This window comes from Rhizobium sp. S96 (assembly GCF_030382195.1).
Classification (GTDB): Bacteria; Pseudomonadota; Alphaproteobacteria; order Rhizobiales; family Rhizobiaceae; genus Rhizobium.
Genome location: NZ_JAUDRY010000030.1, coordinates 230,123 through 256,082 on the forward strand (window position 1 = coordinate 230,123; position 25,960 = coordinate 256,082).

Annotated in this window: 23 protein-coding genes; 11 read left to right on the plus strand and 12 right to left on the minus strand. The window is 59.8% G+C overall.

Annotated elements, in window-relative coordinates:
• Positions 1–10 precede the first annotated feature (10 nt).
• Entirely contained in the window at positions 11–817 is an 807-nt protein-coding gene (locus tag QTL94_RS23140) for an aspartate/glutamate racemase family protein (protein WP_065691706.1), read from the plus strand.
• Positions 818–976: 159 nt separating this feature from the next.
• A complete protein-coding gene (locus QTL94_RS23145) occupies positions 977–2,080 on the plus strand; it encodes a M24 family metallopeptidase (RefSeq protein ID WP_083199364.1) in 1,104 nt (367 codons plus the stop codon).
• Positions 2,081–2,345: 265 nt separating this feature from the next.
• Here the strand turns inward: QTL94_RS23145 and QTL94_RS23150 are convergent, their stop codons facing one another.
• Both QTL94_RS23150 and QTL94_RS23155 read right to left on the minus strand, forming a co-directional pair.
• A complete protein-coding gene (locus QTL94_RS23150) occupies positions 2,346–2,747 on the minus strand; it encodes a PAS domain-containing protein (RefSeq protein ID WP_083199437.1) in 402 nt (133 codons plus the stop codon).
• Between the two features lie 89 nt (positions 2,748–2,836).
• Positions 2,837–3,151: an ArsR/SmtB family transcription factor gene (locus QTL94_RS23155; RefSeq protein ID WP_289803232.1), complete on the minus strand. Its 315-nt coding sequence runs from the start codon at positions 3,149–3,151 to the stop codon at positions 2,837–2,839.
• A 322-nt stretch (positions 3,152–3,473) separates the two neighbouring features.
• Here QTL94_RS23155 and QTL94_RS23160 point away from each other — a divergent pair, with 322 nt between their 5' ends.
• The 4 genes from QTL94_RS23160 (at position 3,474) to QTL94_RS23175 (ending at position 6,174) form a co-directional block, all read left to right on the plus strand.
• Positions 3,474–4,148, plus strand: coding sequence for a L,D-transpeptidase (locus QTL94_RS23160; protein ID WP_065691703.1), 675 nt, complete (start codon positions 3,474–3,476; stop codon positions 4,146–4,148).
• Positions 4,145–4,699: an OmpA family protein gene (locus QTL94_RS23165; RefSeq protein WP_065691702.1), complete on the plus strand. Its 555-nt coding sequence runs from the start codon at positions 4,145–4,147 to the stop codon at positions 4,697–4,699. Before QTL94_RS23160 ends, QTL94_RS23165 begins: the two co-directional genes overlap by 4 nt.
• Positions 4,700–4,912: 213 nt before the next feature.
• Positions 4,913–5,218, plus strand: a complete 306-nt coding sequence (locus QTL94_RS23170) for a hypothetical protein (RefSeq protein ID WP_065691701.1) — start codon at positions 4,913–4,915, stop codon at positions 5,216–5,218.
• Positions 5,219–5,349: 131 nt separating this feature from the next.
• Positions 5,350–6,174 carry an inositol monophosphatase family protein gene (locus tag QTL94_RS23175; protein WP_065691700.1) on the plus strand — a complete coding sequence of 275 codons (825 nt, stop codon included), beginning with the start codon at positions 5,350–5,352 and terminating at the stop codon, positions 6,172–6,174.
• Here QTL94_RS23175 and QTL94_RS23180 read toward each other — a convergent pair.
• The 8 genes from QTL94_RS23180 to QTL94_RS23215 form a co-directional block, all read right to left on the minus strand.
• Positions 6,167–7,021: a glycerophosphodiester phosphodiesterase gene (locus QTL94_RS23180; protein ID WP_065691699.1), complete on the minus strand. Its 855-nt coding sequence runs from the start codon at positions 7,019–7,021 to the stop codon at positions 6,167–6,169. The two genes, QTL94_RS23175 and QTL94_RS23180, sit on opposite strands and share 8 nt — an antisense overlap.
• On the minus strand, positions 7,014–8,099 hold the full coding sequence (locus QTL94_RS23185; RefSeq protein WP_289803233.1) for an ABC transporter ATP-binding protein: 1,086 nt from the start codon (positions 8,097–8,099) through the stop codon (positions 7,014–7,016). Before QTL94_RS23185 ends, QTL94_RS23180 begins: the two co-directional genes overlap by 8 nt.
• A gap of 36 nt (positions 8,100–8,135) precedes the next feature.
• On the minus strand, positions 8,136–8,963 hold the full coding sequence (locus QTL94_RS23190) for an ABC transporter permease (protein ID WP_065691697.1): 828 nt from the start codon (positions 8,961–8,963) through the stop codon (positions 8,136–8,138).
• Entirely contained in the window at positions 8,960–9,853 is an 894-nt protein-coding gene (locus QTL94_RS23195) for an ABC transporter permease (RefSeq protein WP_083199363.1), read from the minus strand. Before QTL94_RS23195 ends, QTL94_RS23190 begins: the two co-directional genes overlap by 4 nt.
• The gene (locus tag QTL94_RS23200) at positions 9,853–10,995 is read right to left on the minus strand and encodes an extracellular solute-binding protein (protein WP_289803234.1); all 1,143 of its coding nucleotides are present in this window, start codon (positions 10,993–10,995) and stop codon (positions 9,853–9,855) included. The genes QTL94_RS23195 and QTL94_RS23200 overlap by 1 nt, the downstream gene beginning before the upstream one ends.
• Before the next feature lie 214 nt (positions 10,996–11,209).
• Positions 11,210–11,989: an SDR family oxidoreductase gene (locus QTL94_RS23205; protein ID WP_065691695.1), complete on the minus strand. Its 780-nt coding sequence runs from the start codon at positions 11,987–11,989 to the stop codon at positions 11,210–11,212.
• A gap of 12 nt (positions 11,990–12,001) precedes the next feature.
• The gene (dgoD, locus tag QTL94_RS23210) at positions 12,002–13,150 is read right to left on the minus strand and encodes a galactonate dehydratase (RefSeq protein ID WP_065691694.1); all 1,149 of its coding nucleotides are present in this window, start codon (positions 13,148–13,150) and stop codon (positions 12,002–12,004) included.
• Between the two features lie 43 nt (positions 13,151–13,193).
• The gene (locus tag QTL94_RS23215; RefSeq protein ID WP_065692196.1) at positions 13,194–13,964 is read right to left on the minus strand and encodes a FadR/GntR family transcriptional regulator; all 771 of its coding nucleotides are present in this window, start codon (positions 13,962–13,964) and stop codon (positions 13,194–13,196) included.
• 195 nt (positions 13,965–14,159) lie between these two features.
• Between QTL94_RS23215 and QTL94_RS23220 the strand changes: the two genes are divergently transcribed.
• The 4 genes from QTL94_RS23220 to QTL94_RS23235 all read left to right on the plus strand — a co-directional run bounded on the left by QTL94_RS23220 (position 14,160) and on the right by QTL94_RS23235 (position 18,596).
• Complete coding sequence (locus tag QTL94_RS23220) at positions 14,160–15,143, plus strand: arabinose ABC transporter substrate-binding protein (RefSeq protein WP_065691693.1); 984 nt, start codon at positions 14,160–14,162, stop codon at positions 15,141–15,143.
• 66 nt (positions 15,144–15,209) lie between these two features.
• Positions 15,210–16,742 (plus strand): L-arabinose ABC transporter ATP-binding protein AraG, encoded by a 1,533-nt coding sequence (gene araG / locus QTL94_RS23225; protein ID WP_065691692.1) that lies wholly within the window; start codon positions 15,210–15,212, stop codon positions 16,740–16,742.
• The gene (araH, locus tag QTL94_RS23230; RefSeq protein ID WP_065691691.1) at positions 16,739–17,689 is read left to right on the plus strand and encodes an L-arabinose ABC transporter permease AraH; all 951 of its coding nucleotides are present in this window, start codon (positions 16,739–16,741) and stop codon (positions 17,687–17,689) included. The genes araG and araH overlap by 4 nt, the downstream gene beginning before the upstream one ends.
• Positions 17,690–17,693: 4 nt before the next feature.
• Positions 17,694–18,596 carry an aldose 1-epimerase gene (locus QTL94_RS23235; protein WP_065691690.1) on the plus strand — a complete coding sequence of 301 codons (903 nt, stop codon included), beginning with the start codon at positions 17,694–17,696 and terminating at the stop codon, positions 18,594–18,596.
• A gap of 3,301 nt (positions 18,597–21,897) precedes the next feature.
• Here the strand turns inward: QTL94_RS23235 and QTL94_RS23240 are convergent.
• Complete coding sequence (locus tag QTL94_RS23240) at positions 21,898–22,089, minus strand: hypothetical protein (protein WP_141683950.1); 192 nt, start codon at positions 22,087–22,089, stop codon at positions 21,898–21,900.
• Between the two features lie 370 nt (positions 22,090–22,459).
• On the opposite strand from QTL94_RS23240, the gene QTL94_RS23245 reads away from it, so the two are divergent.
• Complete coding sequence (locus QTL94_RS23245; RefSeq protein WP_158007268.1) at positions 22,460–22,597, plus strand: hypothetical protein; 138 nt, start codon at positions 22,460–22,462, stop codon at positions 22,595–22,597.
• Positions 22,598–22,769: 172 nt separating this feature from the next.
• On the opposite strand, the gene QTL94_RS23250 is transcribed toward QTL94_RS23245, so the two are convergent.
• On the minus strand, positions 22,770–25,946 hold the full coding sequence (locus QTL94_RS23250; RefSeq protein ID WP_289803235.1) for an autotransporter domain-containing protein: 3,177 nt from the start codon (positions 25,944–25,946) through the stop codon (positions 22,770–22,772).
• Between the last annotated feature and the right edge of the window lie 14 nt (positions 25,947–25,960).

A 25,960-nucleotide genomic window follows, 5' to 3' on the forward strand; every position in this document is an offset into this window, starting at 1 on the left:
GAGACACACCATGACGAAGCCGATCAAGATCATGTATCTCAACCCGGTCGCAGACGATCCCGTCGTCGACCAGATCTTTGCCGACATGGCCCGGGACCACAAGCTGCCGGGCACCGAGGTTCATGTCACCGCCCTGCCCCGCGAACACTACGGCTTCTCGCATATCGAGTTCCGCACCTATGAGGCGCTGGTGACCCGCGGCATCATGCGTGCCGTCCGAACCGCCGCCGAAGAAGGTTTCGATGCGCTTGCCATCGGCTGCTTCTACGATACCGCCATGCATGATGCCCGGGAGATCTCCGGCGACATGATCATCACCGCTCCCTGCAATTCCTCATGCGAGATCGCGGCCAGCCTCTCCAACCGTTTCGGCATAATCGTCGGCCGCCGTAAATGGATCAACCAGATGAAGCGGAACGTGGTGGAATATGGTCACGAAGAACGCCTCGCCGGCTTCTACGAAGTCGGCCTCGGCGTCGACGACTTCCAGAAAGATCACGCCGAAACCAATCGCCGCCTGCTCGCTGCCGGTCGCAGGGCCGTGGAGGAAGGAGGTGCGGAGTCGCTCATTCTCGGCTGCACCATGGAGATTGGCTTCTACAAGGAGCTTGAGCGCGAACTCGGCGTGCCCGTGATCGACCCCTCGATCGCTGCACTGAAGCGCGCCGAATATGCCGCCATTCTCAAGCGTCAGTGCGGCTGGGTACCAAGCCGCAAGTGGTCCTGCGAGTCGCCCAGCGAGGAAGAGATCGCACGGTTCAACGCCTTTGCACCCAGTGATCCTGTCTTCGGGAGCCGAATTGTCGTTGCGGACTAACGGACAGCACCCAACCGTCCGTCGACGGGGGGAGGGCATTACCCCGCGACCTCGGCCCAAGTCGCCAGGCAGTGTTGAGCGACAAAACAATATCGGACTTGCCCTCCCTTTGCGGGGAGAGGTCTGCCCAAACCGCAATTGATCTCGAAGGGAGAAAACATGTCAGAACAGGTCACCAGACGCCTGGCCGCACTCCGCGAACGGATGGCTGCCACCGGCAGCGGCCTCATCGCCATCGGGCCTGGTTCCCATATGGACTGGGTGCTCGGCTTCCACCCGCATCCCGATGAACGGCCCTGCCTGTTGTTGATCGCCCCAGTGAAGGAAGCATTCCTGATGCCGGTTCTCAACGCTGAAGGCTCACGCGAATGCACCGATATTGCATTCCACACCTGGGCCGACGATACGGGCCCTGAGGCAGCACTGAAGGAAGCGCTGGCGGCCATCGACGCCACTGCGCCGGGCCTCGTGGTGCTCGACGAAACGATGCGCACCGATTTCGCACTCCTGCTCATCGATGCACTGCCCGCTGACACGCGCAAGTCCTTCACCCCGGAGACACTCGGCGCCCTGCGCATGCGCAAGGATTCGGCGGAATATCAGAAGCTCAAGATGAACGCAGGTATCGCCGACCGCGCCGTGCTGAAGGCTTTCAGTACGGTAAAGGCAGGAATGACGGAGCTCGAACTTGCCGATATCATCAAGGGGCATTTCTCGTCGGAAGGTGCCTCTCCCCAGTTCTGGATCGTCGGTGCAGGTGGCAACGGCGCGTTCCCGCACCACGCCACCAGCGATCGCGTGATTGAGGAAGGTGATGCTGTCGTCATCGATATCGGCGGGCGCAAGCATGGCTTTCCCTCCGACATAACGCGCATGGCAGTGGTCGGGCAACCGCCGGAAGGCTACGGCCAGATCCATTCCATCGTGGAGAAGGCGGTCCAGGCGGCGTTGCAGGCGGCGCGCCCGGGTGTGAAGGCGAAAGAGGTTGATGCGGCTGCGCGCGGCGTCATCACCGATGCTGGCTATGGCGAGTATTTCGTCCATCGCACCGGCCATGGCATGGGCATCGACGGCCACGAACCTCCTTATATCACCGCGACCTCGGAAACGGTGCTGGAAGAAGGCATGGTGTTTTCGATCGAGCCCGGGATCTACATTCCCGGCCGCTTCGGGATTCGGCTTGAAGATATCGTGATCCTCCGCGAGGACGGACCCGAGATTCTCTCCAGCCTGCCGCGCGACGTTCATATCGGGGAGGCTTGACGCTCCTGGCGAAGCGAGCCATTTCACTTAGCTCGGGATCTGGGACCTGTTACATGTCCTCGGTGGAGCGAAAGTTGCCCGGGTCTTGGCTCGCTGAGCTCGTATTTGCCGAAAGTCACGCCGTATTCCGGCCGACAAGACTTTTGCGAATGGGAGCAATAGCGGCGGCCATCCTTATGCGGTGGGTGCGGCAAAGACGCGTCGAGAACGCCAGAAGGGCCACAGACAGCGGCTGGGGGTATGTGACGGCTCGCGCAGTCGCTTTTCAGTGGCTGGATCCCGCACTGAACGTTTCGGCAGGCACAACGATTCCGGCGTAGTGGATGGGATTGTCTTCACGGTCCCGAAAGCATCTTCCGAACGCGGAAACGCGAACATAGGAGCCATCTGCCTTTTGTGACCGATAGTGTTGGACAGTTGGGTGCTGAGCGATGATGGCATCACTGATCTGTTTCGCCAGTGCGGCAACGTCGTCGGGATGCACCCGGTCAAGATAGGTCTGCACTGGCAACCCCCTTTCGGTCTCGGTTGGGTCGAGACCGAATAGTTCGGCCAGTGCGCTATCTGCGTAGACGAGATCGTCGTTCATATCCCAGGTGAACAGGCCGGTATCGGGCATCCGATCACCGGAGATCTGGGTGGCAAATAAGCTTTCTGTGTCTGGCACCGTTGCACCTCCCAGCCGCGTACTGAGCATGCCTTGGCGTGATGTTCATCGCAAGTTGCTAATTCAGGCAAGTGCCTGACATCCAGAAGTTATATTGATTTTGCCATCTTGGTCGCTGTCTTCCGTTCAAACAGCTGCTCAAGCACTTCGAGGATTTTTTGAACGCCTTCGTGCGACGTCGAATAGTACACGGTTTGAGCATCGCGTCGGGTGGTGACAGCCTTTGCAGCACGAAACTTCGCGAGGTGCTGGGAAAGAGCTGATTGCGAGAGCCCGACCTTTTCCGCGAGTTCGTTGACGCTCATTTCCTCATCGAGAATATGCGAGGCGATGAGAAGACGCTTTTCATTTGCCAGGAGGGCAAGAAGCTTCGCCTGCGCGGCTAATGCTGTGTCATCATTCATTTCATTTGACCAAGTAAAGCTAAATTAAAGCTTACTTATACGTAAGATGACGTTGGAGCCAGCGAAAAACTATTACATTTTGGAGAGGTGCCGGCGGGAGGAATTGGCTGTTCGCGACAGGTCTCGGCGCCCGCGGTTCGCAACAGGACCTCGCAATGATGAAGGTTCTGGAGAGAATGACTGCTTTGCGGACCGGGCATGACGCCGTGTCGAGAGCGTGGTCGACCGTTCCACCAGCGCACAGTTCAATTTTAGTCTTGTGGCAAATAAAAAATCTGTTTTACATGACGCTTCGCTGCTTGGCTTTTGGGGGAAATTGCCGATGGGGTGGACGCGCAGGGATTTATTGCTTGGTAGTTTGGCCTCGGTTGGTACCATGGCCGTTCAAGAACCGGTCTTCGCTGCGGCGGCGTCCTATTTTTCAGGAACCAGCGTCGACAATGGCGTTACGTTCCGAAGCACGAATTTCGCCAAGATCGACAGGAAGTGGCAGCGCCAGGTTGTCAAATACTTCAGCAGCGAGCCGATCGGCACCGTTGTTGTCGATACCACCCATCACTTTCTCTACCTGATCATGGAGAACAAGACCGCTATCCGCTATGGCGTCGGTGTCGGTCGCGAGGGCTTCAAATGGTATGGCCGCGCCACGATCGACCAGAAGGCGCTGTGGCCGCGCTGGACGCCGCCACCGGAGATGCGTGAACGCCACCCCGAACTGCCCGTCTCGGTCGACGGCGGCTCGCCGAAGAACCCACTTGGTCCGCGTGCGATGTATCTGCTTCGCGACGGCGTGGATACGGGTTATCGCTTCCACGGCACCCTGGAGCCCGGCAGCATCGGGAAAGATGCCTCCAGCGGTTGCATCCGCATGTTCAACGAAGATGCGATCGACCTCTACCAGCGCTGCCCTATCGGCACCGCGGTACAGGTCCTGCCGCACATTGCCGATCAGGCTGAAAGTGCCGCCAAGATCAACCAAGCCAACCCGGTCGAATGAGGAATAGCACCCTGATGTCTGCTTTAACCGGATATTCGCGGCTGGTTGTCGCTGCGACCATGCTTCTCACACTTGCCGCCTGCAGCACCACTGAACTTGCCGAGGTGGAAGAGCCCAGCCCTGCCCCCATGACCGGGCAAACGAACGATCCGGCACCCGGCTTCGAGAATGTCGCGGCCGGCAGCGAACAGGACTTCATTCTGAACGTCGGTCGGCGCACCTACTTCACGCAGGATTCGGCCACGCTCGACCCCGTTGCCAAGGCAACGTTGGACAAGCAGGCTCTCTGGCTCAACAACAACCCGCAATGGCTGGTCAAGCTGCAGGGATTTGCCGACGATTCCGGGTCGGCTTCGACGATGACATCGCTGTCGCAAAAACGCGCGGATGCAGCCATGGCCTACCTCGTGTCGAAGGGCGTGGATCCCAATCGTGTCTGGGCCAAGGGCTATGGCAACGACCGCGAAGTCCGCGACTGCACGAACCGCTCCTGCAAGGTGCAGAACCGGCGCGTGGTGTCCAACCTGCGCACAGAGCGCGACGCGGTTTGATTTCGTAAGACGCGAACTCTTCGGCATAGCGACCGCACCCTCCGAAGGGTACAGCCTGGGTAGGCTGCCCTCCTCGGCAAGACCGTCAGTGTCGCGTGTCGTGTCGAGAATGATTGTATTCTCCAATCGGGGCGGCCTAGCGCAAGGTTTCAGTTGACGGTTTTCGACCGTGGGACGACAGTTGTGACCGATAGCAAGGCAGGAGGAAAAATGATGGACGAGCCAGACCGCTGGCGCCACATGGCAAGCGCTCCGAAAGACGGCAGTCGGATCCTCGTTACGATCCACCCATCCGAACAGGGGGCCGCAGAAGTTGACCTCGCATATTGGTCGAATGCCGATCGGTTCGGCGCGGGAGGATGGCGTGCCTCCGATTCCTCGCCCGGCCGCATCATCGAATATGCCGAACCGGAATTGAAGTGTTGGATGCCGATGCCTTCGGCCAACCTCAGTCGCTCTTCGATGCCATCCCCCTGGGAAGGAGAGGACGCCGAGGAACTCGACGGGTCAGGAATTTAAGAGCTTCAGCCGCGCGTAGGCGGTCCATTTCAGCCCAACCGCGATAATCAGATCTCTCGTCACAAAAGTGTTACCCGCTTTTGCGATGGGTGGGCGACAGCTACGTGACTCGAGGTTTTTCAGTATTTTCCATGACATACACCGATATTTCCAGCCGCGTTTCTCCGACGGCATCGCCGCGCCTCGTCACTCTTGCGAAAGCGGTTTTGAAGGCCGGGGAGACGGCGCGCGCATCTCTGAAGCGTCGCCGCATCCACGAGATACTGGCTAAGGCACCGCGCGATTACCAGACCGAGATGGATGTCGCCGTGGAGCACATTATCGTCGAGGAAATGGTCACAGCCTTTCCATCCTACGCCATTCAGGGCGAAGAGGCTGTCGGCAATCGTCAGGCGGATCCTGATACCCCGATCATCTACATCGACCCGATCGACGGCACGACCAATTTCGCCTGGGGTATCCCGCATTTCGGCATGACGATTTCGATCGTCGAGTCAGGAAAACTGGTTGCCGGCGTTGTCTATGACGCGATGCAGGACGAGCTTTTCAGCGCCGAGGTCGGCGGCGGGGCTTACCTCAACGGCGAACAGATACATTGCGTCGACAATGCCGACATCCAGAATGTTCTGATCGGTGCGGGCCTGCCCATCCCCGGTCAGGTGAAGGCTGTCACGCAGGACCGCTACTTTGTCGCCCTGCAGAGGCTGATGGCCGAGACGGCCGGAGTACGGCGATTGGGATCGGCCGCACTCTCGATCGCCTATGTCGCCTGCGGGCGCCTTGACGGCTTCTTCGAGGATGGACTTTCCTTGCACGACTACGGTGCTTCGGCGCTGCTAGTCCGGGAAGCCGGTGGAACCGTCTCGGCTTTCTCCGGCGAACCGGTGACGGCCAACGGAGATATTGTCGCAGCGAATGCTGCGGTCCATGGTTGGCTGATCGAAGGCTTCAAATAGACAATTTGTCGGCCAGAAGCCGTTGCAGGCCGACCGGGTCATCCGTGGTGATCTGGTCGGCCTTCAAGGCGAGCAGGCGCAGGACATCAGGCTCCACGCCGGGGATCGCCTTGTTGATCGTATAGGCGTCAATCCGGCGGCCTTCTGCATGAAAGGCGTTGATCAGATCGAAACCCATGCTATCGGCAAAGAGCACGAGCTTGTGGTGAAGATAGATCATTTCCGCGCGTGGCGATGCGACGAGCGCCGTGGTGACAAACCCCTCGAAATCATGGCTTTCCATCAACCGCTCCATCGCCCCCTCGTGGCAGGGATCATACCCGATCGGCATGTCAGGCACGGCCCGCGACAAACGCTCGACGGCGACCGCATCGCCACCGGACAGGATCACCGATCGCGCAACCGGTGCGATGGCTTCGGCAAAGGCGGCAATGTCGGCATCGCGGATGTCGGCTGAACGCTCCTTGAGATCAAGCTGCAAGACAGCGCCGGCGGCCTGCGCGCTTTCCTCCAGCAGTCGCCCGAGATCATCGATCAGCATGATCGGATGGCCGGTCTCCGCCCCCTGATGATCGCGCAGGCGAAGAGAGCGCAGATAGTATGCCGTCGCAGCCAAGACCGGCCCCTGCCCGGTGGTCGCCCGATCCAGCGTTTCGTCGTGGAGGACAGCAAAACCCGCATCTGCAAAGCGCACGAGATCGATCTCGACACTCGCCCCGCAGGCCATGCCTTGCGCGATGCGCTCGCGGGTGAAGGAGACATCCCCGCCAAAGCGATGACCGCGATGCCATTTCAAGAGTGTCCGATGACCGTTTGCCTCGATCGATACGCCCGCCTGCTCAAGCATGCCCAACAATCCTTGTCTCTGTATTGGCAGCACCATCGGCTGACCGATGGACGAGCGTGTTATCACGGAATGCGAAATAGGCCGATGCGGTCGCCTCGACGCGGCTTCCCTTTTGCCAGGTCACCGCAGGAGATGTCATCGCCTTCAGTCGCGTACCATCCGGAAGGTCGACGTCGACAAGCTTGTGCGTGCCGAAATCGATGCTCCGGTGAACAACGCCGGCGTGTGGGCCCTGCGCTGGCTCAAGAACAAGTGCTTCCGGGCGGCAGGCAATCGCCACGTCGCCATCGGCAACCGGTACCGCGACCCTGAAGCCTTCATGCTTATGGTCGCTGACGCCATTTCTCACCGTCGCGCGCACGAAGTTCATCGAGCCGATAAAGCCCGCAACAAACTCGGTCTGCGGTTCGCGATAGATGACGTCGGGAGGCGCGACCTGTTCGGTACCGCCATCGCGCATCACGACGATGCGGTCGGCCAGGGCCAGCGCTTCGTCCTGACCGTGGGTCACGAAAAGCGTCGTGATCCCCAGACGCTGCTGAATGTCCTTCACCTCCTCGCGCAACAGCTCGCGCAAATGTTGGTCGAGGCTGGCGAAAGGTTCGTCCAGAAGCAGGATCTTCGGCTCCAGCACCAGGGATCGCGCCAGCGCCACACGCTGCTGCTGTCCGCCGGAAAGCTGGTTCGTCATTCTTTTTCCGTAGTTGGCAAGACCAACCAGCGTCAGCGCATCCTCGACGCGCTCGCGGATCTCCGTCTTCGCCAGACGACGCAGCTTCAGACCAAAGGCAATGTTGTTAAAGACATCCATGTGCGTCCAGAGCGCATGGCTCTGGAAAACCATTCCGGTCGGCCGCTTCTCCGGCGGCAGCAGGGTGACGTCCTTGGCATCGATCATGATCGATCCGCCGCTTGGGCGTTCGAAACCACCGATCATGCGCAGAAGAGTGGACTTGCCGGAGCCGGAAGGGCCAAGCAGGCAAACGAGTTCGCCATCTTCGACGTCGAGTGAAAAGTCCTTCACTGCGAAAGACGAGCCGAAGGTTTTGGAGACGCCCTTGATTGTCAAGCGTGCCATCTGGAGCCTTTCTTCGAGCAATGCCCGACCATGGAATTATGCACCAAAACCTCGGGCAAAAGCGCCCGTTCCGATCACGCGGCGGGCAAACATCAACGCGATGAAGGACGGGACCCACAGCATGACCGAAAGCACCGCGCCATATTGCACGACGATCTGATTGTTGATGAAGGTGATCATCAGAACCGGCATCGTGCGGATTTCCGGCGCGCCGATCAACCAGGCGCCCTCGGTCTCGTAGAATGTTCCGACAAAGGTGAGCAGCACCGCAGCAAAGATCGTCGGAGCGGCTTGCGGCAAAGTGATCGACCAGAAGACGCGTAGCGGCGTCGCACCGGCATCCCGCGCTGCCTCTTCCATTCGCCGGTCGACATTCTGGAAGGCGGCAACCGGAATCCAGATCATCAACATCAATGTACCCACGAGCTGGATGAGAACGACACCCCAGAAGGTGCTGATCAGTCCGAGTTGCAGGAAAATTCCGGCGATAGCGACCAGCAGACCGAATTTCGGAAAGGCATGCGAGGCAAGAAACGATAGGAACAGCACGTCGCGGCCGGGAAACTTCATGCGCGCGAATGCATATGCAGCGGGAAGGCAGATGATCGCCGACAGCAGCGTCACGGTTGTTGTCAGGCGAAGGCTGAGTGTCAGTGCATCCCATACATCCGAGCGCGCCAACGTCTGAGACCAGAAGCGCAACCCGAACTGCTGCGGAATGACCGAGGGATATCGCCAGACCTCGGTGAAAGCCCAGGTGCCAACAACGACGAGTGGCAGGGCAATCACCAGCGTCAGAATGACGGCGAACGCGATGCCCGGCCAGTCGATCCGTGGCGCGTCGGGCTCCTTTGCTAGGCTCATCGTGCCTGCTCCCGGTTCTTGGCAATCGAGCGCACGTAGAAGATCCCGAAGGCGAGGCAGAACGCAAAGGCAATGACGGCCTGCGTCAAGGCGTTCAGCGGATCGTTCATGTCGGAGAATGTGCGTTGCATGAATGGTCCCATCATTTCTGGCGAAGCCGGACCGAGGACATAGGGCAGCGTGAAGGACGAGAAGATGCCGAGGATCGCGAAGGAGCCGGTCACCAGCAGCGAATTGCCCATGCGCGGCAAGATGATCGCCGTGAATACCCTCGCCGGTCGCGCGCCGACATCGCGTGCCGCCTCGATCGAACTCTTCGGAATGGCGGTAAGGCCAGCCGTCAGCATCAGAACAGTGATCGGCAGGTTGTCCCAGACGAGGCCGATCACCGGCCCCCACGGTGTAAGGTAGGGAGACGGAAGCTTCGGCAGTCCCAATGCGTTCAGCAGGAGATCAACCGTTCCATTCGGCCCGATCGTCCTGATCAATGCATAGGACAGGATGATCGACGGGACGAACAAGGGAAAGATTGCAAGGCCCTGAACGTAGGCCGCCAGCTTGCCTTGGGAAAAGCGCAGGTAAAGCGCGATCGGCAAGCCGATTGCGAGGAGCAGGATTCCACAGACGAATGTCGTCCAGAGCGTGATCCAGAGATTGGCAAGACTGTAGTGGTCCGTGAAGAAGAAGCGGTACGACGCCAGCGAGAAAGCTCTTGTACCGTCCGGCTGACCGACGAAGATCGTGCCGACCACCGCTGAAAAGATCGGGTAGACGATCAGCCAGCCAAGCAGCAAGACCGGCAGGGCGACCAAAAGCAGCCCGACCGATCCTTTTGCACTGGCCGGCGCAGGGGAGTGCGCCAGCGGCGGTATTGCAAAGCCCTTACGCATCAGGTGCGGCTGATGCCTGGAGCAACGTTGCGGTACCAACCGTCATTGATCTTGCTTTCCCAATCACCGCTTGGGAATGTCGGGATGGTCTTCGGGATCACGTCAGCATATTTCTGACGAAGCTCGTCGGAGATGTGATCCCAGGAAATGCCCGGGAAGCCGCCGATCTCCGTGATGATCGCTTCCTGGATTTCCTTGCTCAGCAGGAACGACGCGAGCTTCAGCGCGGCATCCTTGTGGGCACCGTTCGAAAACACGGTCATGCGCGAGAAACCACCGCAAAGAGCGAGGTCGCTGAGCTGCACGAGGCCCGTCGTTTCCGGCAGAACGCCCTGCGAGATCGCCTGCAGCACCTGATCCGACCAGACCGGCGTCATCGTGACGACGCCCTGTGCCAGAAGCTGGATCGACTGCGTATTGCCAGCCGTATAGGCGCCCTTTTCATAGAGAGAGGGAGCGAGATCGGTGAGGATCTTCCAGGCAGGCGTCAGTGCCTGGTTGCCGTAATCCTCTGTGTAGTTCTCAACGGTGAACTTCCCAGGATCGCGACCATTGGCTTCGTGGATGGCACGGCGAACGAAGTTGCCACCCGAGCCACCCTTATCAGGACGGTTGTAGATGAACTGACCCGGATTGGCCTTGATCCAGGCTGTCAGCTGTTCCCAGGTCTTCGGCGCGTCCTTCGGATCAAGCTTCGTCGTGTCGTAGGCGAGGAGAACCTGTGAGCCCCGGTAAGGCAGCGAATATTCGCTGTCGAAGGCCAGCGGATTAATCTTGTCGAAGCCGTCGATGTTCGCAGCCGAGAACTTGACCCAGAGGCCGGCGTCGATGCCGCCTGCGGGCAGGCGCGGGTCGAAATGCTCGAAGATATCGGACTGCGGATCTGTCTTGGACTTCAAGGCCGCAAGCGCGCGGTCGGCAATGGCGCGCAGACCCGTATTGTCACCGGCGTCCGTCACCCGGATCGCTGCCTCGGGATGTGCCTTTTCGAAGGCCGGGCGGACGATGTTGTTCCAGAAGTCGATGATATTCGCGTCCGAGCCGCTGTAGAGATCGATCGATTCCGCAGCAGAAGCAAATCGCGGCATGGCAAGTAGGCCTGCGGCAGCCGACGATGTGATGAGAAATTCGCGTCTGTTCATGTCCGTGTTCCCGGTGTTGAGGCACGCGCTGGGCGCGCCAATGGTGGTTAGCTAACCGCAGCGCGTGACACCGACATGACAGTGAGGGACTTTTTGCACGCCTGTGCAATTTCGCGCGAGATCGGGTGGGAGCCGATCGCGCGTACGATCTAGGATTTCGGGTGTATTCTGAATTGTGCCCACAAACGGCCGCTCCCCTTAGGGGAGCGCGTTGTCATGCCGGATGTTGCTGGACACTCAGGCCGCCATCAACTGTCAGGCAGGTGGCATTCATGAAAGGGCATTCGTCGGAGATCATGAAGACGGCCGCCATCGCAATCTCCTCCGGTGTCGCAATCCGTCCGCCTGGGTGCAGTTTCATCGTTTCAGCCTGGGCGGCCTCCGGATCGGGAAAGCTGTTCCAATAGTCGATGACCTTCTGCGTTGCGACGTAACCGGGAGCGAGCGCGTTCACGCGGATATTCTTCGCGGCATACTCGAGCCCGAGCGACTTCGTCATTCCGAGCAATGCGTGCTTTGCCAGGGGATACGGAAAGGTGCGCGGAATGATCGTGAAGGCATGGGTCGACGCAATGTTGAGGATCACGCCACCGCCCTGATCGATCAGCCCCGGCAGAATCGCTTTCGAGCAATTCCACGCGCCCTTAAGGTTGATGTCGAAGCAGCGGTTCCACTCCTCATCGCTCGTTTCAAGCGGCTCCGCAAAGACATTGACACCGGCGTTGTTGACCAGCGCATTGATCCGCCCGATCTCGGTTTCGGCCTGTGACAGGGCTGCGGCAATTGTCTTGGCGTCGGTGATATCCGCCATCTGACCGCTTGCGACATAGCCCTCCGCCCGCAGCGCTGCGACCGCGCTGTGAAGCAGGGTCTCGTCGCGATCGATCAGAAAAACGCTTGCTTCCTCGCGAACAAAGGCCTTGGCGATGGCAAGACCAATCCCCTGGGCCGCGCCCGTGATCAGAATGCGCTTGTTACGCAGGCGCTTGACCATGACGTCGCCTCCTCACCACTCAGCGAAGCTGCCATCCTCATGGCGCCAGATCGGATTTCTCCAGCGATGCCCCTCTTTGGCGCGCTCGATGACATAAGCCTCGTCGACCTCGATGCCGAGCCCCGGCCCCTGCGGGATCGAAACGAAGCCATCGGCGTAGTGAAACACCTCCTTGTTGGAGATGTAGTCGAGGATATCGTTGCCCTTGTTGTAGTGGATACCGAGGCTCTGTTCCTGGATAAAGGCGTTGTAGCTCACGGCATCGACCTGCAGGCAGGCGGCCAGCGCAATCGGGCCAAGCGGGCAATGGGGTGCCAATGCGACGTCATAGGCCTCGGCCATGGCCGCAATCTTGCGGCATTCCGTGATCCCACCGGCATGGGAAAGATCGGGCTGCAGGATATCGACATAACCATCCGCCAGGACCGACTTGAAGTCCCAACGCGAATAAAGCCGTTCACCGAGCGCGATCGGCGTCGAGCAATGGTTGGCGATCTCCTTCAGTGCTTCCCGATTTTCCGACAGCACCGGCTCTTCGATGAACATCAGTTTGAATTGCTCGAGTTCCTTGGCGAGCACCTTGGCCATCGGACGATGGACCCGGCCGTGGAAGTCGACGCCGATACCGATATGCGGACCGATCGCATCGCGAATGAGACCGATCGTTTCGACGGCCTTTTCGATCTTCTCGTTTGTATCGACGATCTGCATTTCTTCGCAGCCGTTGAGCTTGATCGCCTTGAAGCCGCGAGCGACCACATCCTTCGCATTGTTGGCGACATCCGAGGGACGGTCACCGCCGATCCAGGAGTAGACCTTGATCCTGTCGCGCACCTGCCCACCAAGCAGCGAATGGACGGGCTGGCCCAACGCCTTGCCCTTGATGTCCCAGAGCGCCTGGTCGATGCCGGCGATTGCACTCATATGAACGGCGCCGCCGCGGTAAAAGCCGCCGCGATACATGACGTTCCAGTGATCCTCGATCAGAAACGGATCCTTGCCGACCAGGTAATCTTCCAGCTCATGCACGGCCGACTGGACGGTGAGTGCGCGGCCTTCCACGACCGGCTCGCCCCAACCAACGACACCTTCGTCGGTCTCGATCTTCAAAAACAACCAGCGCGGCGGGACGATGTAGGTGGTGAGTTTTGTGATTTTCATGATGACACTCGTGTTGGCAGACGTTTGCAGGCCCTGTGGCTCTTCATTCGCCTGCCGGCGTGGGATGTTTCTTTACGGCGATCGCGAGATCGCGCGCGGCGACATTGAGCATTCGGTTTGAACAGTCCCGCGCAGCAGCCTTGTCGCGCATGCGCAGGGCCTCAACCAGCTGCCGGTGGATTTCGACGGCCTCGTCGCGCACGTCCACTGCCTCGTTCGACGCATGGAGAGAGAATTCAAGCGCGGCCTGAATGATGCTTGCAAGCTGCATGAAGACCTGGTTGTGGCTAGCTTTCAGGAGAGCAGCATGGAAGGCGACATCGGCCTTTGTGAAGGCCTCCAGGTCTCCTTCGGCGTCGCGCATATGCTCCCAGGCCCGCTCGATCTCCGCCACTTCCTGTACGGTGGCACGCTCGGCGGCAAACTCTGCGGCAAATGGCTCCACGGCACGGCGCGCATCAAGCACGCATGTCAAAAGGTTCAGTTCGAATATGCGTGGCCCGATCCATTCGAGCACCTGCTGGTCGAGGATGTTCCACTCCTCTTTCGGACAAACGACGGTGCCCACGCGTGAACGACCGCGGACCATCCCCTTGGATTCGAGAATTTTCAGCGACTCCCGGATCACCGTGCGGCTGACACCGTAGCGAAGACACAACTCGTTCTCCGTCGGCAGAAAGGCACCGATCGGGAAAGTATCCGCGCAAATGTCCGAAGCGATCGCCCGGGTTATGTTCTTCTGCACGCGGGGACGACGCACGGCTCCCTCCGCCTGCCGGACATCGGCGTTCTCGTCTCGTTTTTTAACAGCCATTCTCATCCCACTTTTCGCGGCCCTGCCTTGCCAGCGATCCATAGCCTCTTTCGATTGATATGGCGATGGTCAGATCAGCACGACACTACTATCATACATGGATATACAATTCATCATACAGACGCAATTGACGATTATGATGAAAGAAGATACATCCAGAGCCACTGCAGGCGCAGTCAATTTGGGAGAGAGACAATGGGATTTATTAAATCAGCCATCCTGGCTGGCACCGTCGCCGTATTCGCAGCCACCTCCGCCTATGCCGCCGACGTCAAGATCGGCTTCATCGTCAAGCAGCCGGAAGAGCCGTGGTTCCAGGACGAATGGAAGTTTGCCGACGTTGCCGCCAAGGAGAAGGGATTCACCCTCGTCAAGATCGGCGCGGAAGACGGCGAGAAGGTTCAGTCGGCGATCGACAACCTTGGCGCCCAGGGAGCGCAGGGTTTCATCATATGCACACCTGACGTGAAGCTCGGCCCCGGCATTGTCGCAAAGGCCGCCGCCAACAATCTCAAGCTGATGACCGTCGATGACCGCCTCGTCAACGCCGATGGCAGCCCGATCGAAGACGTGGCCCATATGGGCATCTCGGCCACCAAGATCGGCGAAGCGGTTGGCCAGACCATTGTCGACGAGATCAAGAAGCGCGGCTGGGACATGAAGGACGTCGGCGCGATCCGCGTTTCTTATGACCAGCTTCCGACCGCCGTCGACCGTGTCGAAGGCGCTCTTTCGGTGCTGAAGGCCGCCGGGTTCCCAGAGGCAAACATCTTTGACGCTCCCCAGGCCAAGACGGACACGGAAGCCGCGCTTAACGCCGCAACCGTCGTGCTCAACAAGAACGCTGGCATCAAGCATTGGGTTGCTGTCGGCCTGAACGACGAAGCCGTGCTCGGCGCGGTACGTGCAACCGAAAGCGTCGGCATTGGCGCCGACAGCATGATCGGCGTCGGCATCGGTGGTGCGGACTCGGCCATCAACGAGTTCAAGAAGCCTGCCGCCACCGGCTTCTTCGGCACCGTGATCATCTCGCCGAAGCGCCATGGCTACGAGACCGCGCTCAACATGTATGAGTGGGTCGCCAACGGCAAGGAACCGGAAAAGCTGATCCTGACCGCCGGCCAGGTCGCGCTGCGCGACAACTATGAAACGGTGCGCAAGGACCTCGGCATCGAATAACCCCACTCCTCAGAATGGTGTCAGCCCGGCGGCTTTCTGTCGCCGGGCCTCTTTCGGGGTGCTGACATGCAAGACTTTCTCGAATTCAAGGCAATATCCAAGGGATATCCCGGCGTGCAGGCGCTGGCCGATGTTTCCTTCTCCGTGAAGCAGGGCGCCGTGCACGGCCTGATGGGCGAAAACGGTGCGGGCAAATCGACGCTCATCCGCGTGCTCTCCGGCGACCAGTCCGCCGATACCGGCGAGATTGTCATTGCCGGCACGCCGCAGCACTATCGTTCGGTGCGCGATGCCTTCGAGGCCGGCGTCATCGTCATTCACCAGGAACTCCAGCTCGTGCCCGAGCTGACGGTCGCCGAAAATCTCTGGCTGGGCCGTTTCCCCGGCCGGGCCGGCGTCATCGATCGCACGCGTCTCATTGAGGTGGTGAAGGAGAAGCTGGCGGAGATCGGCATCGATATCGAACCCACCGCCAAGGTGGCATCGCTTTCGATCGGCGAACGCCAGATGGTCGAGATCGCCAAGGCCGTGATGGCCGATGCGCGCGTCATCGCGCTCGACGAGCCGACCTCGTCGCTGTCGTCACGCGAAAGCGAAATTCTGTTCTCACTGATCGACCGGCTCCGCGCGCAGGGCAAGGTCATCCTCTACGTCTCCCATCGCCTCGATGAGATTTTTCGCCTTTGCGACAGCCTCACCGTTCTGCGCGATGGCAAGCTCGCCGCGCATCATCCCGACATCGCCAAGACGACGCGCGAACAGATCATCGCCGAGATGGTCGGCCGCGAGATCTCCAACATCTGGGGGTTTCGCCCGCGTGAGCAAGGCGCTGCCCGGCTGGAGGTCAAGGCCCTCGCCGGTCGCAAACTGCGCACGCCGATCAGCTTCTCCGTCCGCCAGGGCGAAATCCTTGGCTTCTTTGGCCTCATCGGCGCCGGTCGCAGCGAAATGGCGCGCCTGGTCTACGGCGCCGACAGTCGGTCGCAAGGCACCGTCAGCGTCGATGGCAGCACAGTCGCGCCGGATAGCCCGCCGCATTCCATCCGCGCCGGCATTGTGCTTTGCCCCGAGGATCGCAAATTCGACGGTATCGTGCAGGGCCGCAACATCGAGGAGAACATGGCGATCTCCTCGCGCCGCCACTTCTCGCCCTTCGGCATCCTTCAACCGAAGAGGGAAGCAGAGCTTGCCGAGCGCTTCATCGCCAAACTGCGTGTCCGTACACCCTCTCGAAAGCAGGACATCGTCAACCTTTCCGGCGGCAACCAGCAGAAAGTGATCCTCGGCAGGTGGCTTTCCGAGCAAGGCGTGAAGGTTCTCATCATCGACGAGCCCACACGCGGGATCGATGTTGGCGCCAAGTCCGAGATCTACGAGATCCTCTACGAACTCGCGGGTCAGGGAATGGCGATCGTGGTGATCTCAAGCGAACTGCCCGAGGTCATGGGGATCACCGACCGCATCCTTGTCATGTGCCAGGGTCGCGTCGCCGCGGATATCGCCCGCGCCGATTTCGATGAACGCCGCATCCTCGCCGCTGCCCTTCCCGATGTGGCCAACGCCAGCGAACTCCCCAACCAGCAGGTCCCGTCTCGATGACGTCTTTGAAAAAACTCCTCCTCGGCGAGCAAGGCCTCGTCGTCATCTTCGCCGTCGCCTTCGCCATCGTGGCGCTGACTGTTCCGAACTTCCTGACCGAGCGCAACATGCTGGGCCTGCTGCAGTCGGTGGTGACGATCGGCATCGTCGCCTGCACGATGATGTTCTGCCTCGCCTCGCGTGACTTCGACCTGTCCGTCGGCTCCACCGTTGCCTTTTCCGGCATGGTCGCCGTGATGGCCTCGAACGCCTCTGGCTCGATCATCATCGGTCTTCTTGCCGCGCTTGTGTGTGGCGGTGCCGTCGGTCTGGTCAACGGCGTCGTCATCGCCCGCTTTCGCATCAACGCGCTCATCACGACGCTTGCTACCATGCAGATCGTGCGGGGTCTTGCCCTCATCGCTTCGGATGGCCGGGCGGTCGGCATCAACGATCCCGGCTTCTACCAGCTGGCGCTGTCCAAATTCCTCGGCATCCCTACGCCGATCTGGGTCATGGCCCTCTTTTTCCTGGTCTTCGGCTTCGTGCTGAACCGCACGGTCTTTGGCAAGAATACACTGGCGATCGGCGGCAACCCCGAGGCTTCGCGCCTGGCCGGTGTCAACGTCTCGAACATGCGGATCTGGATCTTCGCGCTGCAGGGTCTCGTCTGCGCTGTTGCCGGCGTCCTCCTCGCCTCGCGCATCACATCCGGCCAGCCGAATGCCGCAACAGGCCTCGAGCTTTCGGTCATCTCCGCCTGCGTTCTCGGTGGCGTCTCGCTTGCCGGCGGCCGGGCAGCCATGACGGGCGTCATCGTCGGCGTGCTCATCATGGGCATTGCCGAGAATGTCATGAACCTCCTCAACATCCAGGCCTTCTATCAATATGTCGTCCGCGGCCTGATCCTGCTGCTCGCCGTGCTCCTCGACAACCTGCGCTCGGCAGCCGCCGGCCGGCGCAACTGACGTCATGACCGGCGACGTCATCCGGCTGGAGAAAGACGGGCTCATCGTCAAGGTGAGCCCGCTCGGAGGTTCCATCCTCTCGGCCGAATGGCATGGCATCCCGTTCCTCCAGCCAGCCCCCTCGCCCGGCCTTGCGTCGAAAGTACTGGGGGCTGAGGCCTGCTTTCCCCTCGTGCCTTTCGGCAATCGCATCGAGAATAACAGTTTCCGTTTCAACGGACGGGATTACACGCTGGCACCGAACACCGCCGATCCGCTCGTCCTGCACGGCGACGGCTGGCTCCAGCGCTGGACAGTTGAACAGCACACACCGCACCGCATCGTTCTGCGAGTCAGCAAGGACGCGGACTTGGCCTCCCCCTTCGCCTACGAGGCGACGGAAACCATCACGCCTGGCAACGGCCAGCTGACTATCGCGCTCGCCGTTGTAAACCGGGCCACAGAAACCTTGCCCTACGGCCTCGGCTTTCACCCGTATTTTCCCCGCACACCCGAAACCCACCTCTTCGCCCGCGCTCACCGTCACTGGTCGGAACGCGAAAACCACCTACCCGGGGCTGTCGGCCCGATACCGCCGGGTCTCAACTTTGCTGCCGGCACGACACTGCCGCACCATTGGCTGAACAACGCCTTTGATGGCTGGGACGGGCAGGCTAGGATCGAATGGCCGGAGACAGGTCTGGCGTTGTCCCTCACGGCAGACACGCTGTTCGATCGATTTGTAGTCTACTCCCCCTCCCCTCACGCCGGGTTCTTCTGCTTCGAACCCATGAGCCACCAACCAAACGGCCATCATCTCCGTCGCAACGGTGGGCTTGCTGCGCTCGCCCCAGGCCGCGCGGTCTCCGGCCAGCTGACCCTTTCGTTGCGAAGCCTATCAAGAAGGTCAACTCGCGAACGCTCATAGGCGATCCCAGCCGCTAGCGACCACTAGGCTTCCCATAATTCAATATTTTTCCCGCACGATAGTTCGGTAGTTGAGCCCTACCTTCCGGAGGTACGAGATCTCAACTCGTTGAGATCATGGCAAACTGATCGTTTATCCGAAGTGATATAAGAATTTACTTCTGCCAGCACCGATATACTACAGTCCAGCGCGAGCCCTCACCTGTCGAGTGAGATTTGTCTCCGATCAAGAGATCGGTGCCACCACCAAGGCGATCCGGAAACTCGTTCGGCAAGAACGGCGACAGCTGTGAGCTGAGGTGGCATGCGGGACTTGAGCAGTGGCACCATCTTCCATTTCGGCGTTCATGTGGAGAAGCCATTGATTATTGACCTGCGCCGTCCCCTCCTCCCCATGGGCCCAATACGGCTCAGTTGTCGGCAGACGAGCGCTAACTTGTTTTTGCGAATACGCAGAGCTTCGGGTGTCAACGCGCGCATGTAGAGGAACGCGCTGGGGCCGCAAACCACTCATCAAGACTCTACAAGCTGCCTGGTCGGCGCGGCATGCGCCATCGCTAGCGAGCAACGACAACCTTATGATCCGCCTATTCTGCCATTCGTTAATACCCCTGCCCAGGCCGGCCACGATAGGTCGCCACTGCCTCCAGATTGGCTGTCCACGCTCACCACTAGCCGGTACCGCTACGGCCATCGCCCATGAACATTTTACAAAGCCTCTCACTCAGGCGCTACGAACGCGTTCGGGCGTCCAACGTTCACCCTCAATCGGGGTCAACGCCAAGAGGCTTATAGGAGAAATGCCGCGCCGCTTCCTGCCGCGCCCCCAATTCCTTCGTCGCCGCCGCGATTTTCGCGCGCCAGATCCTGGACGGACTTTCGATCGTCCAGCGGGCGGTCAACGGGCCTCTTTGCCATGCCCACCGAGAACCGAACGGCGCCATCACGCATGCCCTCTTTGATGCGATGGGGTCTGATGGCGGGCAAGTTCCCATCCGCAAGGACTATGTGGCGAACTGTCGTTGGCGCCACTTCTGCTCGGGTGCGCGGTCGAGTCCCGCTCTGAAAAGTCGGCTTCACGCCCCGCGGCCAGATGCCACTCCATGTGTTAGACACAGCGGCCGCTCTTCCGATCGCAGCCGGTGCTACAAAACTGAACCCCTTCGAGACGGCAACGAACGACAGATCGTCGGGTTCGGAGGGCCTTAAAGAAGACCAAGGTGGTCAGCTAGGATTTCGGTGGTTCGGACGGCGTGACGTGGCAATCTTCGTAGAAGGAATTCGCGCTACGCGCGCTCCCTGGCTGCCGAATACAGCGGCGGACTTTTCTTGAGGTTTTTGATCCTCGCCCATCCTCAGCCACAACATATGTCCACGAGCTCATTTCGCTATCTGAAAGATCTGCCTAGCTGCTTTCGCTGGCTAATTTCTTCGCATTCCGTTGCGTCCTACAAGGACGCCCGAAAGGACCGCTGGCGCATCATATTCTGCTTTGGCGAGCTACTGGGCATAGTTCGAGCTGGTGCAGGTAGGTGGCGGCTGCATACAATCAATTGGCCTCATCAGCTTCCACACGGGCATGGAATGGAGGTTCCTCGACATGGCTCAGATCGCGGAGCCTTGTCAGCTGACAAGGTTCTCCACCGCCCCGTCCCTCCCAGGTGCTCCTCAGGCATTCGCGCTCCTGGATGCATCCTTCAAAGACATCTTCGAGATTGGTCAGCTCTGCGAAAGCGCCACAACCAGTGAACCAATGCAGAATTCGAGCGACCTTGTCAGCTGACAAGGTCGCCCCCCGATGTGCCGGCGCCGCAAGTCAATCAACGGGGAAGCTGAAAGCAACCGCTGGCTCGGATGTCGGCGACCAAAGATAAACATAGCCACGGAATAGGGGCTTTTGAACGAGCTGGCCTGACGCCGAATTGCCAGTAGCCTTAACGCCGGTCGGCCAATTTCGACGGCGTCCTGCATCAGGTGGCGCCGCCGGGCTGCCGCAGGGATGGACTCAGTTCGGGCCAAGGTCAAAGGCGGCGTCCCACATAGGGTTCATGCGGTGCGCAATTTTGTTTGATCCATTCAGTAACGTCAGCTGGGAAATCTCGAAGCGAGCCAAATCCAGGGCCGGTCTGGTGTTTGCTTACGCCATGGACCGCTGAGGCGGCTGTAGCGCATGTACCCTCTGAGACCTTAGCACTATTGGGGTAGGCCAAGGTAGCCGGGACCCTCTTGGTGCCATGCGCGCCGCACCGCCGCTCCAGTCGAACGCCTGCTGGCACTGCTTGAGTTGAAGGCCGGCCGAACGGTGAATTGACCCGTGGACGTCGCCATGCACCTCATTGTTAAGTCGGAGCCGACCGTCAGCAAAACCTTCAGTCGCCACATCGGCGCCAAAAGTTCGACTTCGCAAGAGTGGAAGCAGCGACGGAAGATGGCGTCACCTTTGACGGAAAGGTCGCACTCGTGTTTCTGTCTCGGGCCCCTTCAATGCTGCGCCGTACGGCGAGGCGCAAGGCCGTTTGGCACCTTGCGGCTCAATGGCCGCACTCCGATCACGACCGCAGGTTCGAGGACGACAGCAGCTGAAATCGAGCGATGTAGAGGTCCAACTCCTTCCTTACTGCCCCGATTCTGTCATGCCAAAAGTCATGACTCGTTATGAGCGCCGATCGCCGGTTTCTTAGTTGTATTCCGTGTGCTCTCGTCGGCCCGTTGGCTCTATATCCCAGCGACCAGTATTCCTGAGGTAGGGGCCGCAATTTCTCACGGTGGTCGGATAGTAACGCACGCAACGGCGCCCACCTTGGCGGATTCCCGAAGTCACCTGTTGGTTGCCTTGCGCCAGACGAAAAAGGCCGACACTTCCGTCGGTGCCGACCCTTCTTGATCCGTCTCGATAGCAGCTACCAGTACATCCGTGGTTAGTTGCTAGAAGCACGATGGATTAAGCTTAACTCACACCCAAGATGCGTCAAGTACGGCTTACGGGGGTCGTAGGAAGCGCCTCCGAGACGGTTCTCCAGTGATTGTCTGGCTGCGATGAGGGCGCACGGCAGGATTGCTGCTCCAGACTTTAGGGGTGAGATCTTCGACAGTGCCGACTGCCGGGCAGGTGCGTATGTCTGGGATCCAGTCGGCAATGTGGTCAGGCCTATGCTTGCGCCCAAGGGTAGGCCGCCGCGATGTATAGTCCCGGTCTCGCCGCCTGCTTTTTCTCGGCCAGGATCCGCTGTGCGGCTGCCTCCCGAAGTCGATCCAAAGTTCTGCCATGGGCAATAATCGGTACCTGACGGTCGAGCGTGGCATTACCCCAGGAGCGGCACCGGTCCATATTCGACTGATGACGAGGAGAGAGCCTCCCCTATATCCGGCAGGGTCGAGGGCTTGCCGACATAGGGCGGGGGTGTCAGGGTGTCGGGTGGAGTTGAGGACGCGTTCTTGACGACGACGGCGTCATCTTCTTCTGTCGCCCGCAGGATGGTGGTGCGATCCTCCACGCCGGTACACATACACGGTGAGGCGTCACATCCATCGTGTGGTTCCCGCGCCCGTAATAGAGGTTTCAGCGACCATCGCGGCGATGCTTTGATGCGGTTTCACGATTTTCTACCGAACCAATGCTATCGATAATGCTACGGACAGGTAGGCAATAGGGGAAGCAAAGCGTCAAATCGCTTCCGACTAGACCAGTATTTACCACAAGTTCAATGTGTTATGATTGCGACAGAGCTACCTTAGAGAGCCTGCTGCCGCATACGCGGGGGCTGATTTCTATGGTAGTGCCAACGATTCCTGCGTGCAAAGCTTTTGTCATCAGACCGAGCCTGCTGCCGCATTGCTGCCGACCATTGCCTCCTAAATCTTTCGATGATGCTTTCGACCTATGTCGGCCACGCCAATCTGCTCGATACCTACTGGTATATCGAGAGCGTCCCCGAGCTCATGGCAATGGTCGGCAGTCGCTTCGAAGGTGCCGCTCCCGTTGGAGGCGACTTTGATGACTGATACCACACCTTCCTTTCCAACACTGCTGCAACGCTTCTTTGTGGATCGTCTGCGCCAGCAACGAGCGGTAAGCCGCTGCACGGTCGCGGCCTACGGGACACGTTCAAGCTCTTGCTGGCCTTCCTGAGAAGCGGATTGCGACGGCTTCTCGCTTGGAGATAACTCCATACTCTCAGAACCTCTTCGAGAGATCGATGTTGATGCGCTGGCTCTGTAGTCCATCATGGTCGAGTGTGGCGCTGTAGCGGGCGGTCATGGTTCCGGCATCGCTTGTGGCGAGTGTCAGGCCGAAGCCGACTGTCAGGCGATCTCGATTATGGCTTGAACCGGCGACGACGTAGTCGATTGGCCAGCCGCTATCGGCATAGGTGACGATCGTGTCGCCGTCACGCATGAAGTCGTGTGAAAAATCGAGGGTCAGCTCGGGGGTCAGGATCGCTGTCTCCAGTGCGATGTCGTAACCAAGTGTAAGTCCAAAGGTTGCCGTAAGGCCATCGGCGTTCTGGCTGCCGATCACTGCGTTCTCCCAGCCGGCACTGCTCTCCTCGACCTTGTCGAGGAGAGAATGTGATCCGCTGAAGCGGCCATAAGACGAGATGAAGACGTCGTCTATGCGATAGTCATAGCCACCGGTAATTGCCGCATAGACCTGCCGACCGCTACGATTTGCCTCGGCTTGCCGACCAGTCACGGACGTGGTCCGCAGGGACTCGAAGGTCAGCAAGCCCGTGCCGACCAACCCCTCTAGAAATAGACCGCCGCCTGGCTGATAGATGCCATAAAGCGTCGCACTGGCGGCCTTGTTTGCGCTGGCCGTGCCCTGCCCAACGACGTCTGAGCGATCCTGTGAAAAGCCGATCGCGATCCCGCCGATCACATTTTCCGTCAGCCTGTAGTCCAGCCCTAGACTGAGAGAGGCTGTGGCATAGTCGATGTTGCCGGCCTCCGTCGTTGAGGCATTGCCGAATGTGATCGAGCCGCCGCTCCAAAAGGCAAGATCTCCGCCGGCGAGAGGCGAACATCCCGCGTTGGCCGACGCGGGCGCCTGTCCTTGCGAGCCGTCTGTCAGGCTGACCGCGAGGCTGTTCTCCAGGCATCGTCTGCCGCGCAGCGATTTCAGGTGCTCCTCCACATTATCGATTTGATTGTCGGCGAGCCGCTTTGCCGCTTCTGCCTGGGCTAGCAGGAGCCCGACAAGGTCCGCATCGACCGCAAGGTCGGGCCGCGCCGAAACGCTGAACGTGATTGTTGCCGGGGCCGATGTGCCGCTTGAGCTCGTCAGCGTATAGGTAGCGACGGCAGTGCCTGAGAACGTCGGGCTGGCAGTAAACTGCAGCCGATAACGTCCTGCCCGGATGGCGGCGGCGAATGCCACACCGCTATCCGTTGCCGCCGTGTCATCAAGGATGATGGTGGCGGTGCCCGCCGACGGTGGCGAGAGCGAGATCAGATCCGCTCCGGTGAAGGGGCCGCCGGTTGCACCGTCGGTCAGGTCGACTGTCGTGGTCAGTCCGGAGGTCGATGCGCTGGAGATGGATGGTGCAACGGGAGCGGCCACCTCGATCGCGAGAACGATATTGGTTGAGCCGGTCGCTCCATACACATCATGCGCGGTCAGGGTAAGCGGAAACTCGCCATGTTCCGCCGGGGTGCCTGACAAGGTTGCAGAGGCGGCATTGAAGCTTACGCCAGCCGGCAGGCTGCCTGTCAGCGCGTAGCTGTAGGGAGCGCTGCCATTGCTTGCACTGAAGGCCTGGGAGATGGGTTCGTTCTGCCGAAGTGTGATCCGCCCGGTCGGCGAAAGCGCGAGATTGGGCGCTGTTACGGCAATGTTGACGGTTGCAGGGCTCGATTCCCCGCTGGCGTTGGTCGCCGTGTAGGTAAAGCTGTCCGCACCAGAGTAGCCTGGTGTTGGCGTATAGGTGATTGCTGTTGCGGAAACGACCGCGTTGCCGTGGCTGGGACCGGAAGCGACGGCAACGCTCGATGCGGCGCCCCCGGAAAGATCGAGCGTGATCGGGTTGTTGCTCGTGTTGGCCGCGACGGTCGTCATGACGTCGCCGGCAACCGGTGCAGCGGCCGCAACGGTTATGGTATAGACCTGACTTCCGGTGGCCCCATAGATGTCCGTCGCAGCGATTGTGAGAGTTTGGCTTTCGGCGGTCGTCGGTGTCCCCGAGATGGTGCCATCTGTTGCAAGACTCAGCCCCGCGGGGAGCGAACCGGAGGTCACGGTGAAGCGATAAGGCGCCCCACCGCTGGCAGCAAAAAGGACGGCATGGTAGGATGAGAAAACCGTTCCCTCCGGCAGCGTTTGTGAAGGAAACGTCAAGCCGTTCGAAATGACGTGAATGGTCACGGTCGCTTCGACCGAGGTTCCGTAGAAGCCCGTTGCAGTATATCTGAAACTGTCTGTGCCGGAGTAACCTTGCGCGGGCCGGTAAAAGGCCTGGCTGCCGTTAATGGTGAGCGTGCCATAGCTCGGCTGAGCCGAGATGAGGACCGAACTCCACAGACCCGAAATGGAAAGTGAAATCTCGCGACCAATGGAGTTGGCGTCTATGCTGGTCTCCACATCCGCAACGCTCGGCCCGGAATCGGTCACCGTCAGCGTAAATTGCCGCACGCCAGTCGATCCGTAACTGTCCGTCGCTGTCACGGTGAAGGTGTAGCTCCCGTCCGTGGTCGTCGCCCCCAGGAATTCGCCCGCCGGCGACAGAGTGACGCCCGGGGGCAAGGTACCTTCGGTCACACTGTAACTATACGCTCCGCCGCCACCAGTGGCCGACAGCGTGATGTCGAGGGCTGCACCCTCGGCAACCTCACGAATCGTGGCGGGCGAAATCGTTAGCGTTGCCTGTTCAATCTTGATCGTAAACGTCTTGGATTGGTCATGGCGAACGGCATCTGTCCAGCAGAGGTCTGGAATATCAGGATCACAAGTGCGGACATTCTCGAAGTAATGATAGGCCACGCTTACGGTATATGTGCCGATCTGTGTTGGCGTGCCTTGCACCGAAAGATAAAGCTGACCAGCACTATCGAAGGCGCTGAGCGTCGTGCCGGGAATGGATCCGCCTATGCTGTCGATATAGAGGACGCCGCTCCCCGCACTGGCGTTGAGGTATGGTCGAGAGATCGCCTCGCCCACCGGAAAGGTGCGCTCCAGTACATCGAGGGCCAGGGCTCGACCAGTGCCAAAGCCGACAATGATCAGAAAGGCAAGCAGTAGTCGCGGTGGAACTCCCCTGCCCATCCCATAAATGGCGAACTGGCTACGTGTCCCTTGGCGATGCGCGGGCGATGGGCGAATAAAACGACTGAGGAGAGCGACAAGCGACATGAGCATGCTTCAAATCCTGA